Genomic DNA, 13,912 nt, shown 5'->3' on the forward strand with positions numbered 1-13,912 from the left:
GACCGGCCCCGATCAGTCGAGGTAGCAGTACCAGCTGTACTCGTCCTGCTCGTCCCAGAAGGCGGGCTTGGCCCACTGCTTGTTGTACTGCCACTGACAGGCGGCGTACATGTTGATGTCCTCGAGGCTGCCGTCCTGCCGGACGCAGTACCAGGTGTAGACGGTGTGCGGCGACTCGTTGGTGACGTCGCGGTGGCCGAGCTTGCGGCAGAACTCCCAGAGGTTCACGCCACCCAGGTACTCGTACCGCGGGCTCGCCGAGGCGGTGGTCGCGGTGTCCGGTGTGGCGGGCGCCGCGGAGGCGGCGACCATCGGGCCGAACGCGAGCGCGATACCCAGTGCCGTCACCGCCAACGCCTTTGCCGTTTTCATCATCGTGTTTTCTCCTCATCGGGGGAAAGGCTCGGTATTGGCGCACCGAGTCCGTCCGAATATAGGAGTGGACTTTCCGTGTCAGCAATGCCCGGTTAGAGTGCCGCACCGTTGTCCGATGGAACGGGATAATCACCGGAAAGAGATGATCCGCGACGGTAACGCGCACGGTTGGTGACGCTTTTCCAGGTGGTTGACCGCTGCGGGTGTCACCGGCGCGGGGGTGCGGACAGCCGTACTTCGCTCGCCGGGCCCGCGGGTCATCATTCGTGGTGGCGGAGGGGGTGGCCATGGCCGACGGGTCGGTGTTCGGTGGCGGTGTCCGGTGGTCGAGGCTGTTCACGCCGATCGGCGTGTTCCTCGCGCTGTTCGGCCTGCTGAACTTCGCCGAGCTGCCACTGGGCTGGAAGGACCGGCAGCAGCAGGTCGGCCGCTACCTCGACGCCACGCTGGACCTGGGCCCGGACTGGGTGCTGCCGGTGATCTGGCTGGCGAAGCTGGTCGAGCTGGTGCTGGGCGTGATCGCGGGCGCGGCCGTGGTGCGGCGCAGCGCGAAGTGGCTCGCCGCGGCCGTGCTCGGCTGGCTCGCGTGGTTCACCGCGTTCAGCGCCATGGACGTGTGGGCGGCAGACCGCGCCGAGCTCCAGGAGCACACGGTCTACTTCGTCATGTTCGCCGTGCTGCTCGGGTTGATCCACGTCGTCTCGGCCGTGGAGCAGGTGCTGCGCTCACGCGCCTGAGTCGCGCAGCGGCGTGACGCGGACGTCGCGCGCGGTCAGCTCGGCGCCGCAGCCCTCGCACGCCACGTGCACGCCGACGTCGCCGCCGCACGCGCGGTGGTGCAGGTCGAACGACGGCCCCTCGGCCGGTGACATCCAGCGGTCGCCCCACTTCCGCAGCGCCATCAGCACCGGGTAGAGGTCGAGGCCCTTCTCGGTCAGCCGGTACTCGTACCGCGTGCGCACGTCCTTGTACGCCTCGCGGCGCAGGATGCCCTCCTCGACCAGCGTGCCCAGCCGCTCGGTCAGCACGCTGCGCGAGATGTCCATGGCGGTCTGGAAGTCCTCGAACCGCCGCGTGCCCAGGAACGCCTGCCTGAGCAGCAACAACGTCCAGCGCTCGCCCAGCAGGGCGGCGGGCAGCGACACCGTGCACAGCTCGTCGGCAACCTTCACGTGGGCCATGTCCACCCACGATACCCCTTGCGTTCGGAAAACGGATCCAGCTAGGGTTCGGATTCCGAACCCAGGGGGCGCCCGCCATGAGAGTCCGCGAACTGCACGCCGCCGAGGCGGGCCACGCCGTCGACACGGTGTTCCACGGCCTGTCCCCGCGGAGCCGCTACCTGCGCTTCCACGCCCCGGTGCCGCGCCTGACCGCGTCCATGCGCCGGCGGCTGACCGACCTCGACGGCCACCGCAAGGTCGCCGTCGTCGCCGAGTCCCACCGCACGCCGATCGGCATCGGCCGGCTGATCGCCACCGGTGAGGACACCGCCGAGATCTCCCTCGCCGTGGTCGACCCGTGGCAGCGCAGGGGTGTCGGCACCGAGCTCGTGAACGCCCTCGCCCGGCTGGCCGCGGAACTGCGCTACGACGAGCTGCACGGCGACGTCCTGGGCGAGAACCAGCCGATGCTGCGCCTGGTGGCCCGCGTCCTCCCGGGTGCGCGCCTGACCCGGGAGGAGGACGACGTGCTCCGGGTGAGCTATCCGTTGAACTACCGGTTGACCCACGAGGAACTGGTGGCGGACCTGCGGTGGTGAGCACAATGGCCGGTATGCGACGGATCTTCGGTTTGGCGCTCGTCCTGGTCCTGCTGGCGCCGCCGGCCGCGGCGTCGACGCCGCCCGGTGACCGGCCGCTGCCGGGCTACACGGTCGACAACCCGCCACTGCCACCCGCGCAGGTCGGCGGCGAACCGTCCCGGGTGTCGCAGGGGGTGCACGAGCACGCCGCGTACACCATCGAGGTGCCGCCGCGCTGGAACGGCCGGCTGGTCCTGTGGGCGCACGGCTACCGCGGCGCGAGCACCGTGCTGACCGTCGACCCGCCCGCCTACGGCCTGCGCCAGAAGCTGCTCGACCAGGGTTTCGCGTGGGCCGCGTCCAGCTACTACGCCAACGGCTACGACGTGGAGGCCGGTGTGCTGGGCACGCACGCCCTGGCCGAGCACTTCCGGAAGCTGGTGGGCAAGCCGCGCGACACGTTCATCGTCGGCGTGTCCATGGGCGGTCACGTCATCGGCCGGTCGCTGGAGCAGTTCCCCGGCTTCTACCGGGCCGCGCTGCCGCTGTGCGGCGTGCTCGGCGACCAGGAGCTGTTCGACTTCTTCCTCGACTACAACCTCACCGCCCAGGCCCTCAGCGGCATCCGCGCGTGGCCCGCGCCGGCCGACTACCTGACCGCGGTGGTGCCGCGCATCCAGGGCGAGCTCGGGCTGACCGGCACGCCGAACGAGCGGGGCGCGCAGTTCGCCGCGATCGTCGCCCACCGCAGCGGCGGACCGCGCCCGGGCTTCGCGCCCGCGTTGGCGTACTGGAAGGACTACCTGTTCGGCCTCGCCGCGCCGTCGGAGGGCGAGGGGTTGGCGGCCGACCCGGGCCAGATCGCCACCAACGTCCTGACCCGGTACGAGCCGAACGCGCCGGTCGACGTCAACCGCGAGGTCCAGCGCGTGCTGCCGGAGAACCCGAAGGCCCGCCTCACGCCGAAGCTGACCGAGGTGCCGCGCGTCGCCGGTCGCCCGACCGCGCCGGTGCTGTCCCTGCACGACCTGGGCGACCTGTTCGTGCCGTTCTCGATGGAGCAGGCCTACGAGCGCGACGTGGAGCGCAACGGCCGCGGCCACCTGCTCGCGCAGCGGGCCATCCGCGCGGCCGGCCACTGCGAGTTCAGCCCGAACGAGGTCGGTGCCGCCTGGGACGACCTGGTGACCTGGGCGGACACCGGCCGCCGACCCGCCGCGGACGTGGTGGACGACCCGGCGGTCGTGGCCGCGCCGACCTACGGCTGCCGGTTCACCGACCCGGCCGCCTACACCGCGCCGAACAGCACGCGCCGCTTCTTCCCGCCCTGCTAGGCGGCCTTCGCCGAGCGCCAACCTGACCACCGAGCCCGTGACGTCCAGTCGACCGCGGTCAGGTGTACGTCCCTCAGCGCGTACGTCCGCCGCCGCGGCCCGGAGGCGTCGCTGCGCGACGTCGCCGACCACGACGACCCGCTCCGATCCGCCCTCAAAAAGCTCAGCGACCGGCTCGAACGCCGGATCACGGGCCACGTCGCGGAGGTCCGGGCGGCGGCGACCCCCGCGGGGCGGCGGCAAGCGCCGCGCGCACCGGCGCCCGCCCTGCGGCCATAGGCCCGGCGGCGGCACGAAGGCCTGCGCATGATCGTCGGCAAGGCCCTGGTGGCGGCGGGGTGGCGGACGTGGAGGTGGAGACCGAACGGCTGGCCGTGCTCCTCGACGGCCTCCCGCTGGGCGGCGTGCTCCAGCCCGACCTCACCACGCCGGAGGTCATGCGCGCCGTGCTGCGCCGGCACCTGGTGTCGTCGACCACCGGGGGGATCGCGACCTTGACGGTGTACGGCCGGTGCGGGTTAGCGTGGTGGAAAACGCTTACCAGGAGGCGCGCATGGCACGCAGGCGTTACGCGGTCGTGGGCACCGGCGCCCGCGCCGAGCTGCACGTCGACGCGATCGTCGGGCACGCGGACCAGGGTGAGCTGGTCGCGTTCTGCGACGTCAACCCCACCCGCATGGCCGTGCACAACGCGCGCCTCGACCGGCCCGTGCCGACCTACGCGGCCGAGGACTTCCCGCGGATGATCGCCGACGAGCGGGTGGACGTCGTCGTGGTCTGCACCGTCGACCGCCACCACGACACCTACATCGTCGAGGCGCTCGACGCGGGGTGCGACGTCGTCACCGAGAAGCCGATGACGGTCGACCCGGCGGGCGTCGACAAGGTCTTCGACGCGGTGGAGCGCACCGACGGCCGCGTCACGGTCACGTTCAACTACCGGTACAACCCGGTGCACGAGAAGGTCCGCGAGCTGCTGACCGGCGGCGCGGTCGGCGAGATCGGCTCGGTGCACTTCGAGTGGCTGCTCGACGTGCGGCACGGCGCCGACTACTTCCGCCGCTGGCACCGCGACAAGGCCGCCTCCGGTGGTCTCATGGTGCACAAGGCCACCCACCACTTCGACCTGCTCAACTGGTGGGTCGACTCGGTGCCGGAGGTCGTCTACGCGCACGGGCGGCTGTTCTTCTACGGCGACGAGAACGGCAAGCGGCACGGTCACCACCGGCCCTACGACCGGGTGCACGGCTCGCCGGAAGCAGCGGACGACCCGTTCGCCCTGCACATCGGCCGCGACGACTGGCTGCGCCGGCTCTACCTCGACGCCGAGCACGAGGACGGCTACCACCGCGACCGGAACCCCTTCGCGCCCGGCGTGTCCATTGAGGACGACATGTCGGTGCTGGTCCGCTACGCCAACGGCGCGAACCTGACCTACCACCTGACGGCCTACTCGCCGTGGGAGGGCTACCGGCTGATGGTCAACGGCAGCCGCGGCCGGCTCGAGCTGGAGGTGGTGGAGAACAACTGGGTCAGCGGCCAGCGGCCCGCCGTGCACGGCAAGGAGGCCAACCCCGAGTCCGGGCACGTCCGGCTGACCGTGCAGCCGCTGTTCGGGCGGGCCGTCGAGGTGCCACTGGAGGCCGGTGGCGCCGGGCACGGCGGGGCGGACGCCCGGATGACCGCCGCGCTGTACGGCCCGCCCGGCCTGCCGGACCCGCTCGGCCGCCGCGCCACGCACCGCGACGGGGCGTTGTCGCTGGCCACGGGCTTCGCCGCGAACCGCAGCCTCGAGACCGGAGGACCCGTGCGCGTGGCGGAGTTGCCGGCCGTCGGTTGGCGGTAGCCTGGCTCGGTGCCGCTCCTGGGACCAGCCGACGAGTTGCCGCACCCGCCGCGCCGGGTGCTCGTGGCAGGCACGTCCGGCTCCGGGAAATCGACCCTGGCCGGTCTCGTCGCCCGCGCCCTCGGCCTGTCCTACGTGGAGATGGACTCCCTGTTCCACGGTCCACAGTGGACGCCCAGGGTCGAGTTCGAGGACGACGTGCGCCGGTTCGTCAAGGGCGACGGGTGGGCCACGGAGTGGCAGTACCGCCTGGCGCGGCCGGTGCTGCTGGAGCACGCCGACACGCTGGTCTGGTTGGACCACCCGCGGCACGTGGTGATGCGGCGGGTGGCGGTGCGGACCGCGGTGCGCCGGCTGCGCCGCCAGGAGCTGTGGAACGGCAACGTCGAACCGCCGCTGCGCACGGTGTTCACCGATCCCGAGCACCTGCTGCGGTGGGCGTGGAAGTCGCACGCCCGCACCGGCGAACGGGTCCGCGCGGTGCTCCGGGGCGAGCACGCCGACCGGCTCGCGGTGGTGCGGCTGCGCGGGCAGCGTGAGGTCGACCAGTGGCGGTCCGGCCCCTTGCGGCGGGCCGCCGAACGCGGCGAGGAGTCGGTGCGATGAGCGAGCGGACGGCGTTGGTGCTGGGTGGCACCGGGATGCTGAAGGGGTGCGCGGACGAGCTGGTGGCGCGGGGCTGGCGGGTGGTGCTGCCCAGCCGCCGGCCCGAGGGGCTGCTGGGCAGCGCGGCCAAGGCCGCCCTGCGCGGCCGCGCCCACGTGCCGCACGCGAGCGGCGCGGACGGGTCGCGGATCGCCGTGGCCGCGGACTGGGCCAGACCGGCCGAGCTGGCGGACCGGGTCCGCGAGGTGGTGGACCGGCCCGCCGACCTGCTGGTGGCCTGGGTGCACGCGAGCTACCGGGACGCCGTCCTGCGTGCCGTCGCACCCCTGCTCGCACCGCACGCCCCGGTGGTGGAGGTGCACGACAGCGGCTCCATCGACGGTGTGCGCGGCATGCCCGACCCGGCCCTGGACGGCCACCCGACGCAACAGGTCGTGCTGGGCTTCACCCGCCACGGCGGCACCACCCGCTGGCTGAGCCACGAGCAGACCTCCACCGGCGTCCTCGAAGCCGTCCACCGCGCCCTGGCCGGCCGACCCCCGTCGATCCACCAGGTCGGCGACGTCGACACGTGGGTGACGCGGCACTAGGCCGGTCGCAGGCCGCGCACCAGGTTCAGCACCGACTCGCGCACGTCGGCGAGGCTGCGTTCCGGCTGGAACACCTGCCAGTCGAGCGCGGTCACCAGCAGGGTGCCGAACAGCGCCGCCGACGCCGTGCCCACCTGCACCCCGTCGGGCAGGCGGCCGGCGTCGGACAGCCGCTGCATCTGGCCGCGCACGATCGACACGATGTCGTCGCGCAGCAGGCTCAACGTGTCGTGCCACTGGCCGGGCGTGCGCCACAGCTCCGAGACCAGCAACTGCCCGAACGCGGGGTACTCGGCGAAGAACCCGAGCATCCCGTCCACCAGCGACGCCATCGCCGCGGCCGTCTCGTCCTCCTCCTCGGCGACCTTGAGCCGCGCGGCCAGCAGGTCGACGCCGTGCCGCAGCAGCGCGTCCACCAGCGCGTCCTTGCTGGCGAAGTTGTAGTAGACGGTGCCCTTCGCCACGCCCGCCTCGGCCGCGATCTCGTCCACGGTGACCCCGGCCGCGCCCCGTTCGCCGACCAGCCGCAGGGCGGCGTCGAACAGCTTCTGCTTGGTCGCGGCGGTGCGGCCGGGGCGCGTGCCCGTCACAGGACCAGTTCGGGCTTGAGGCGGCTGGGTGTCCACACCCGCTGCTTGTACGCGGCGAGCGTCGCCAAGGCAAGGCTTGCCGCCAGGTAGCCGACCAGGATCAGCGCGTCCCGGCCCACGCCGCCCAGCGAACCGCCGTACATCAGGTGCCGCAGGCCGTCCACGGCGTACCCCATGGGCAGGCCGTAGTGCAGCGGGTACAGCGGCACCGGGATGGTCTGCCACGGGAACGTGCCGCCCGCGCTCACCAGCTGCAGGATCAGCAGCACCAGGCCGATGAACTTGCCGACCGCGCCGAACAGGGCGTTCAACGCGTGCAGCACCGCCACGAACGTCGCCGACACCAGCAGCAGGAACGCCAGCGCGCCCAGCGGGTGCGACGGCCGGATGTCGACCACCAGCGTGACCACCGCGTACATCACCACGACCTGCGCCGCGCCGAGCAGCACGCCGGGCAGCCAGCCGCCGACCGCCACCCGCAACGGCGCCTGGCTCGTCGCCAGGCCGCGCCGCGGCAGCGGCTTGAGCAGCAGGAACAGCACGAACGCGCCGATCCAGGTGGCCAGCCCGAGGAAGAACGGCGCCAGTCCCGCGCCGTAGCTGCCCGCGGACGTCTGGCTCACCCCGTGCACGCTCACCGGGTCGCCGATCGTCCGCGCGGTCGACTCGCGGGTCGGGTCGTCGGGGTTGGGGATCTGCGAGACGCCGGACGCCAGGCCGTCCCGCAGCCGGTTCGCCCCGTCGACGAGCTGCGCCTCGCCGTCGCGCAGCCCGGCCGCGCCGTCGCGCACCTGCGCCGCGCCCGCCGACACCCGCGCCGCGCCGTCGTTCAGCTGCGTGATGGCGCTGGTCAGCGCGGGCGTGCTCGCGGCCAACTGCGCCGCGCCGGCGGAGACCTGCTGGGCGCCGTTCGCGAGCGCGCGCAACTGCCCGGCCGTGCCCTGGACCTTGCCGTTGGCGTCGTCCACGGGCCGGCGGGCCTCGCCCAGCACGCCGAGCACGCGCTGCACCTGCTCCTCGGTGAACCCGAGCGCGCGCAGCCGGGCCGCGACGTCACCGTTGACCGCGTCCAACCGGTTGACCAGGTCCTGCGCCTTGGCGGCGTAGTCCTCGGCGGTGCGGGCGACGGTCTCGTTGCCGTCCGCGACCTGCTTGGCCCCGGACGCCAGTTGCTGCGACTTCACCGGCAGGTCGGCGGTCGAGTCGCGCAGCTGCGTGAGGCCGGCCGACACCTGCGCCGCGCCGTCGGCCAGCGGCACGGTCCCGTCGGCGAGCCGCTGGGCTCCGGCCAGGGCGTCCTGCTGCCCGGAGGCCAGCTTCGTCGCGCCGTCGGCGGCCTCGACGGTCTTCTGCCGGATCGTGGAGAAGCCGAGCAGCAGCTTGTCCGCGGCCTCCGCGCCGACCTTCACCGACACCGACCGGCGCACCTCGGCCACGACCTGGTTGGCGATCGTGGAGCCGAGGTAGTTGTTCGCGTCGTTGGTGGTCAGCACGATCACGCCCTGCCGGGGCGTGAAGTCGCCGGACGACAGCAGGGCCTGGGAGAAGTCCTCGGGCAGGGTCAGCGCGAACGTGTAGGTGCCGTTGCGCACCCCCGCCTCGGCCTGCGCGGCGTCGACCCGCTGCCAGTCGAACTTGCCGCCGTGGACGAGCTCCTCGGCCACCTCGTCGCCCGCGTCCAGCCGGGTGCCGTCGCTCGCGGTCGCGCCCTTGTCCTCCACGACCAGCGCGGCCGGCACCTGGTCGAGGTGCGCGTACGGGTCCTTGTTCGCGTACAGGTACAGCGCGGCGTACAGCAGCGGCACGAGCGTCAGCGCCAGCACCGCGAGCTTGGGCAGCTTGCCGGAGGTGATCCGGCGCAGCTCGTTGAACGCCATCCGGACGGCGGTCACTCCGACTCCTCGTTGTCCGCGCCGGTGCTCTCCGCGGCGGTGTTGTCCGCGCCGATGCGCGCGACGGGCACGTCGAGCACGGCGGCGCTGGTGGTGGTGCACAGGACGACGACGGACCGCTCGGGCGTCACGTGCCGGCGCGCCAGCTCCGCCCACCCCTCCGGGTCGCCGTGGTAGCGGTCCGGGCTGTCCAGCACCAGGGTCGTCGCGCCGGGCCGGCCCGCGGCCAGCTCCAGCATCAACGCGCACCGGACGTCGGCCGGGACCTGCTCGAACCGCTGGTCCAGGTGCTCGTCCGCACCGCGCTCGACGAGCCAGTCGGCCACCGCCCGGCGTCCGCTGCGCGCCCCGTTCACGGCCAGCTCCTCGCCGACCACCCCGGCCAGCGGCAGCGACGCCTCGGGCTCGCTGACGTCGGGGGAGTCCACCAGCACGACGTGCCGGCGCAGGTCGGCCGCGGCGGGGGAGACCTCGCCGGTGCTCGGGCGCATCCGGCCGGACAGCACCAGGCCCAGCGCGGTGTGCCCGGAGCCCGGGTCACCGGCCACCAGCACCAGCTCACCCGGCCGCACCAGCAGTGACGTCGGCTTGAGCAGCGGGCCGTGCGGCCCGGTGACGCCGACGCGCCGAGCGTGGATGCGCACCGTCGGACCTCCTTTGAACTGACCGGTCAGTTCAAATAGTGGTCCGGCCGGGGACGCGTCGCAACTCGACGCGGTGTGACGCCTAGCGCAGCGCCCCGGCGGGGCGGACCTCCCACATCGTCCACAGTGGACGATAGCCCTGCCGCGGCCAGAACACCGAGGACAGCGGGTTCGGCGGGTTGTAGTACAGGTACGTGCCGACCGTGCCCAGCCGGTGCAGCTCGCGGTGCGCGTGCGCCATGAGCCGGCGGCCCACCCCGGTGCCGCGCGCGCCGGGCAGCACGGACACGCAGTTCACGTAACCCCAGCGGCCCGGCGGCAGCCGCGTCGCCGTCCAGTTGCCGGGCTCCGACGTCACCAGCGAGCACTCGGCCAGCGCCACCGCGATGCCGTCCCGCTCGGCCAGCCACGCCGGCCCGCCCGCGGCCAGCCGGTCGGCCAGCGTCCGCCGCTTCAGCGCCGCCGCGTCCGGCCGGTGGACCGTCGAGCCGACCATGGACGAGTAGCGCAGCTCCGCCAGCGCCAGGGCCAGCACCGTCTCCAGGTCGGCGGGGGTGGCCCGGCGGATCGTGGTCGAACCCGTCACCGGCGGGGGAGGTGCCTGCCGCACCGCGATCACGGTCAGCGGCACCAGGCCGTGGTCCAGCAGCGCCCGGGTGGCCTCGGCGTCCCGGCTCGGCCAGGTCAGCACGCACGCCGAGTCCCGCTCCGCCGGACCGAGCAGGTCCAGCCGCTTGCGCCAGGCGCGCAGCAGTACGTCCATGCCCGCGGCGCCCGCGTTGCCCAGCAGGGGCGTCAGCTCCCACACCTCGGTGGCCGACCAGAGCCGGGCGGGGGACCGGCGGTCGTGCACCTGGCGCTGGAGCACGCCCGCGACCCTCGTGCCGTCCGGCAGCGCCGCGGTGATGACGTCGCCGTCGGGCGGCGCGACCACCGCCGGCAGCAACGGGTCGACGCTCGCGAAGCGCGCGCTCTGCGCCTCCATCAGCCCTTGACCGACGGTCATGCGGGGCAGGCTACGGCTTCCGGGTGCGGAAGATCGCGGTACCCGGGAACAGCCGGCCGCGCAGCGGGCTCCACTGGCCCCACGTCCGGGTGTGCCCCGCGGGCCACTCCGGCTCGACCACGTCCAGCAGCTCCAGCCCCGCCCCGACGAGCGCCCGCACGTAGTCCCCGGTGGTCCGGTGGTGCTCGACGTAGGTCGCCCGGCCGGTGTCGTCCACCTCGACGTACGGCGTGCGGTCGAAGTACGACTGGGTGACGGTCAGCCCGCCCGGCCCCGGGTCGTCCGGGAAAATCCACCGGATCGGGTGAGTGACCGAGAACACCCACGGGGAGCCCGGCCGCAGCACCCGCGCCACCTCCCGGAACACCTCGCCCACGTCCGCCACGAACGGCACCGCGCCGAACGCCGAGCAGGCCGCGTCGAAGCTGCCCGGGGCGAACGGGAGCTGGTCGGCGCTGGCCTGCACCAGCGGCACGGTCACGCCCGTCGCCGCGTTCGCCGCGACCGCGTGCCGCAGCATCCCGGCGGAGATGTCGAACGCCACCGCGCGCGCGCCCCGCGCGGTCAGCCACCGCGCGCACGGCGCGGAACCGCAGCCGACCTCCAGGACCCGGCGTCCGCGCAGGTCACCCAGGTAGGAGACGTCCTGCTCGCGGACGCCCTCGGGGCACCAGACGAAGTCCGCCGCGCCCAGGAAGTCGCCGTGCTCGGCGTGGTAGTCGTCGGCGTCGGCGTCCCACCACATGCGGTTGGCCGCGCGCGACTCGGCCGCGTCCACGCCCCGCTTGGCGATGCCGGTGGTGCCGAGCGCCAGTTCGGCGCTCGCGTGCTGGTCGGACACACTGCTCCATTCAAGGGTGCCGGTTTGCCCGGCGGGCCGGAAGCCGCGTACGATATCGCCCGCGTAGTGGGTTCGCGCTGTCCTCGATCGGTGATCACCGTGAGTCGGTCTTCGTGGTGGGGCGAGCCCTGGCGCGCAAGCGTTGAACCCGCAGGCCACAAACCCCAATCCGTACCGGAGCCACCTACCTAATGTCCACCGACACCACCACTGTCCCGGTTGCCGCTGCGCCGAAGCAGGTCGCCATCAACGATATCGGGACGGAGGAGGACTTCCTCGCTGCTATCGACAAGACGATCAAGTACTTCAACGACGGCGATATCGTCGAGGGAACCATCGTCAAGGTCGACCGGGACGAGGTCCTGCTCGACATCGGCTACAAGACCGAGGGCGTCATCCCCTCGCGCGAGCTGTCGATCAAGCACGACGTCGACCCCAACGAGGTCGTCAAGGTCGGTGACGAGGTCGAGGCTCTTGTCCTCCAGAAGGAGGACAAGGAAGGTCGGCTGATCCTCTCCAAGAAGCGCGCGCAGTACGAGCGCGCCTGGGGCACCATCGAGGCGCTCAAGGAGAAGGACGAGCCCGTCAAGGGCACGGTCATCGAGGTCGTCAAGGGCGGCCTGATCCTGGACATCGGCCTGCGCGGCTTCCTCCCCGCCTCCCTCGTGGAGATGCGTCGCGTCCGCGACCTGCAGCCCTACGTCGGCCGCGAGCTCGAAGCCAAGATCATCGAGCTGGACAAGAACCGCAACAACGTGGTCCTGTCCCGCCGCGCGTGGCTGGAGCAGACGCAGTCCGAGGTCCGCAGCGAGTTCCTCAACCAGCTGCAGAAGGGCCAGGTCCGCAAGGGCGTCGTGTCCTCCATCGTCAACTTCGGTGCCTTCGTGGACCTGGGTGGCGTGGACGGCCTGGTGCACGTCTCGGAGCTGTCCTGGAAGCACATCGACCACCCGTCCGAGGTCGTCGAGGTCGGCCAGGAGGTCACGGTCGAGGTCCTGGACGTCGACATGGAGCGCGAGCGCGTGTCGCTGTCGCTCAAGGCGACGCAGGAAGACCCGTGGCGCCAGTTCGCCCGCACCCACGCGATCGGCCAGATCGTGCCGGGCAAGGTCACCAAGCTGGTTCCGTTCGGCGCGTTCGTCCGGGTGGACGAGGGCATCGAGGGCCTGGTCCACATCTCCGAGCTGGCCGAGCGCCACGTCGAGATCCCGGAGCAGGTCGTGCAGGTCGGCGACGACGTCATGGTCAAGGTCATCGACATCGACCTGGACCGCCGCCGCATCTCGCTGTCGCTCAAGCAGGCCAACGAGGGCTTCACGGTCGACTCCGAGTTCGACCCGACCCAGTACGGCATGGCCGCCGAGTACGACGACCAGGGCAACTACATCTACCCCGAGGGCTTCGACCCGGAGACCCAGGAGTGGCAGGAAGGCTTCGACAAGCAGCGCGAGGAGTGGGAGCGGCAGTACGCCGAGGCCCACACGCGCTACGAGGCCCACATGAAGCAGGTCGCCAAGGCCGCCGCGGCCGAGGAAGAGGCCGCGGGCGAGACCAACTACTCGTCCGGTGGCGAGGCCCCGGCCGCCGCGTCGTCCAGCAGCACGGGCGCCCCGGCTCAGGCCGGTGGCACGCTGGCCAGCGACGAGCAGCTGGCCGCGCTGCGCGAGAAGCTGTCGGGCGGCGCCTGAGCAGCACCGGCCGGCGGATCCTCGCCGGCTGACTGAACGACCACGGTCGCCCCTCGCCCACCTCGGGCGGGGGGCGATCGTCGTTCACTCCTTCGGGGTGAGTTGGCGTCGTCGTGCGCTAAGTTGAGAATGCTATGGGCATGCGGACGGCGGTGGCGGCGATGGCGGTGCTCGTGTGCGCGGGCTGCGCCGCGGTGCAGCCGCAGCCGGTGGTGCAGCCGCAGATCCCGACGATCGTGCCGCCCACCACGATCAGCCGGATCCCGCAGATGGTGGACCGGCCGATCCCCGACGACTGCGAGCTGGTCGTCCCGGTCGAGCTGTTCCACCAGAAGCTCGGCCGCGAGCTGCCCGGCGAGCTGAAGACGATCATCGGCATCCCGGAGCCGTCGCTCGGCCGCACCGGCAAGATCGACTGCTACTACGGGGTCCCGGAGCGGCAGCCGATCGCCGCCGCGCCGGTCATCATCGGCCTGGCCACCTACAACGACGAGCCCACGGCCGGTGGTCGGGTCACCGAGAGCGTGGACGCCGAGCGCCAGGAGGGCGCGTCGGTCCGCGAGGTCGACGTGGGCAAGAAGAAGGGCCAGTTCGTCAGCACGAAGGACGAGCGGCTGGTCATGGGGTCGCTGGGCAAGACCACGTACGTGGCCCGGGCGAAGGCGGGCGTCCTGCCGGACGACGCGGTCGCGGGCGCGCTGGCGGCCCTGGCCCAGCAGGCGATGACGCCCGTCGAGGGCGCCTGAAGATCCCCCG

At 72.6% G+C, this 13,912-nt stretch carries 15 protein-coding genes and 1 pseudogene; 9 read left to right on the top strand and 7 right to left on the bottom strand.

The window, feature by feature from the left end:
• Positions 1 to 12 precede the first annotated feature (12 nt).
• Positions 13 to 375, bottom strand: a complete 363-nt coding sequence (locus tag FHX81_RS30625; protein WP_141981768.1) for a hypothetical protein — start codon at positions 373 to 375, stop codon at positions 13 to 15.
• Positions 376 to 644: 269 nt separating this feature from the next.
• Between FHX81_RS30625 and FHX81_RS30630 the strand changes: the two genes are divergently transcribed.
• Complete coding sequence (locus FHX81_RS30630) at positions 645 to 1,112, top strand: hypothetical protein (protein WP_170232228.1); 468 nt, start codon at positions 645 to 647, stop codon at positions 1,110 to 1,112.
• On the opposite strand, the gene FHX81_RS30635 is transcribed toward FHX81_RS30630, so the two are convergent.
• The gene (locus FHX81_RS30635; RefSeq protein ID WP_141981772.1) at positions 1,101 to 1,556 is read right to left on the bottom strand and encodes a winged helix-turn-helix transcriptional regulator; all 456 of its coding nucleotides are present in this window, start codon (positions 1,554 to 1,556) and stop codon (positions 1,101 to 1,103) included. The genes FHX81_RS30630 and FHX81_RS30635 overlap by 12 nt on opposite strands.
• A gap of 77 nt (positions 1,557 to 1,633) precedes the next feature.
• On the opposite strand from FHX81_RS30635, the gene FHX81_RS30640 reads away from it, so the two are divergent.
• The 6 genes and pseudogenes from FHX81_RS30640 to FHX81_RS30665 all read left to right on the top strand — a co-directional run bounded on the left by FHX81_RS30640 (position 1,634) and on the right by FHX81_RS30665 (position 6,495).
• Positions 1,634 to 2,137: a GNAT family N-acetyltransferase gene (locus tag FHX81_RS30640; RefSeq protein WP_211363601.1), complete on the top strand. Its 504-nt coding sequence runs from the start codon at positions 1,634 to 1,636 to the stop codon at positions 2,135 to 2,137.
• A gap of 14 nt (positions 2,138 to 2,151) precedes the next feature.
• Positions 2,152 to 3,453 carry an alpha/beta hydrolase gene (locus FHX81_RS30645; protein WP_246108046.1) on the top strand — a complete coding sequence of 434 codons (1,302 nt, stop codon included), beginning with the start codon at positions 2,152 to 2,154 and terminating at the stop codon, positions 3,451 to 3,453.
• A 353-nt stretch (positions 3,454 to 3,806) separates the two neighbouring features.
• Positions 3,807 to 3,908: pseudogene (locus tag FHX81_RS42670) on the top strand (TetR family transcriptional regulator); the annotation flags it as partial.
• Positions 3,909 to 4,006: 98 nt separating this feature from the next.
• On the top strand, positions 4,007 to 5,299 hold the full coding sequence (locus FHX81_RS30655) for a Gfo/Idh/MocA family protein (protein WP_141981776.1): 1,293 nt from the start codon (positions 4,007 to 4,009) through the stop codon (positions 5,297 to 5,299).
• A gap of 9 nt (positions 5,300 to 5,308) precedes the next feature.
• Positions 5,309 to 5,905: a P-loop NTPase family protein gene (locus FHX81_RS30660; RefSeq protein WP_211363602.1), complete on the top strand. Its 597-nt coding sequence runs from the start codon at positions 5,309 to 5,311 to the stop codon at positions 5,903 to 5,905.
• A complete protein-coding gene (locus FHX81_RS30665; protein ID WP_141981778.1) occupies positions 5,902 to 6,495 on the top strand; it encodes a Rossmann-fold NAD(P)-binding domain-containing protein in 594 nt (197 codons plus the stop codon). The genes FHX81_RS30660 and FHX81_RS30665 overlap by 4 nt, the downstream gene beginning before the upstream one ends.
• On the opposite strand, the gene FHX81_RS30670 is transcribed toward FHX81_RS30665, so the two are convergent.
• The 5 genes from FHX81_RS30670 to FHX81_RS30690 all read right to left on the bottom strand — a co-directional run bounded on the left by FHX81_RS30670 (position 6,492) and on the right by FHX81_RS30690 (position 11,468).
• Positions 6,492 to 7,085, bottom strand: a complete 594-nt coding sequence (locus FHX81_RS30670; protein ID WP_170232229.1) for a TetR/AcrR family transcriptional regulator — start codon at positions 7,083 to 7,085, stop codon at positions 6,492 to 6,494. The genes FHX81_RS30665 and FHX81_RS30670 overlap by 4 nt on opposite strands.
• Positions 7,082 to 8,977 carry a YhgE/Pip domain-containing protein gene (locus tag FHX81_RS30675; protein ID WP_141981781.1) on the bottom strand — a complete coding sequence of 632 codons (1,896 nt, stop codon included), beginning with the start codon at positions 8,975 to 8,977 and terminating at the stop codon, positions 7,082 to 7,084. Before FHX81_RS30675 ends, FHX81_RS30670 begins: the two co-directional genes overlap by 4 nt.
• A complete protein-coding gene (locus FHX81_RS30680; protein WP_141981783.1) occupies positions 8,974 to 9,621 on the bottom strand; it encodes a P-loop NTPase family protein in 648 nt (215 codons plus the stop codon). Before FHX81_RS30680 ends, FHX81_RS30675 begins: the two co-directional genes overlap by 4 nt.
• Before the next feature lie 82 nt (positions 9,622 to 9,703).
• Positions 9,704 to 10,627, bottom strand: coding sequence for a GNAT family N-acetyltransferase (locus FHX81_RS30685; RefSeq protein WP_141981784.1), 924 nt, complete (start codon positions 10,625 to 10,627; stop codon positions 9,704 to 9,706).
• Between the two features lie 10 nt (positions 10,628 to 10,637).
• Complete coding sequence (locus FHX81_RS30690) at positions 10,638 to 11,468, bottom strand: class I SAM-dependent methyltransferase (protein ID WP_141981786.1); 831 nt, start codon at positions 11,466 to 11,468, stop codon at positions 10,638 to 10,640.
• A gap of 191 nt (positions 11,469 to 11,659) precedes the next feature.
• On the opposite strand from FHX81_RS30690, the gene rpsA reads away from it, so the two are divergent.
• Together rpsA and FHX81_RS30700 are read left to right on the top strand one after the other, a co-directional pair.
• A complete protein-coding gene (rpsA, locus tag FHX81_RS30695; RefSeq protein WP_073888692.1) occupies positions 11,660 to 13,156 on the top strand; it encodes a 30S ribosomal protein S1 in 1,497 nt (498 codons plus the stop codon).
• A 140-nt stretch (positions 13,157 to 13,296) separates the two neighbouring features.
• The gene (locus FHX81_RS30700) at positions 13,297 to 13,902 is read left to right on the top strand and encodes a hypothetical protein (protein ID WP_246108047.1); all 606 of its coding nucleotides are present in this window, start codon (positions 13,297 to 13,299) and stop codon (positions 13,900 to 13,902) included.
• The last annotated feature ends 10 nt before the right edge of the window (positions 13,903 to 13,912 follow it).

Origin of the sequence: Saccharothrix saharensis (assembly GCF_006716745.1) — a bacterium.
Taxonomy (GTDB): domain Bacteria; phylum Actinomycetota; class Actinomycetes; order Mycobacteriales; family Pseudonocardiaceae; genus Actinosynnema; species Actinosynnema saharense.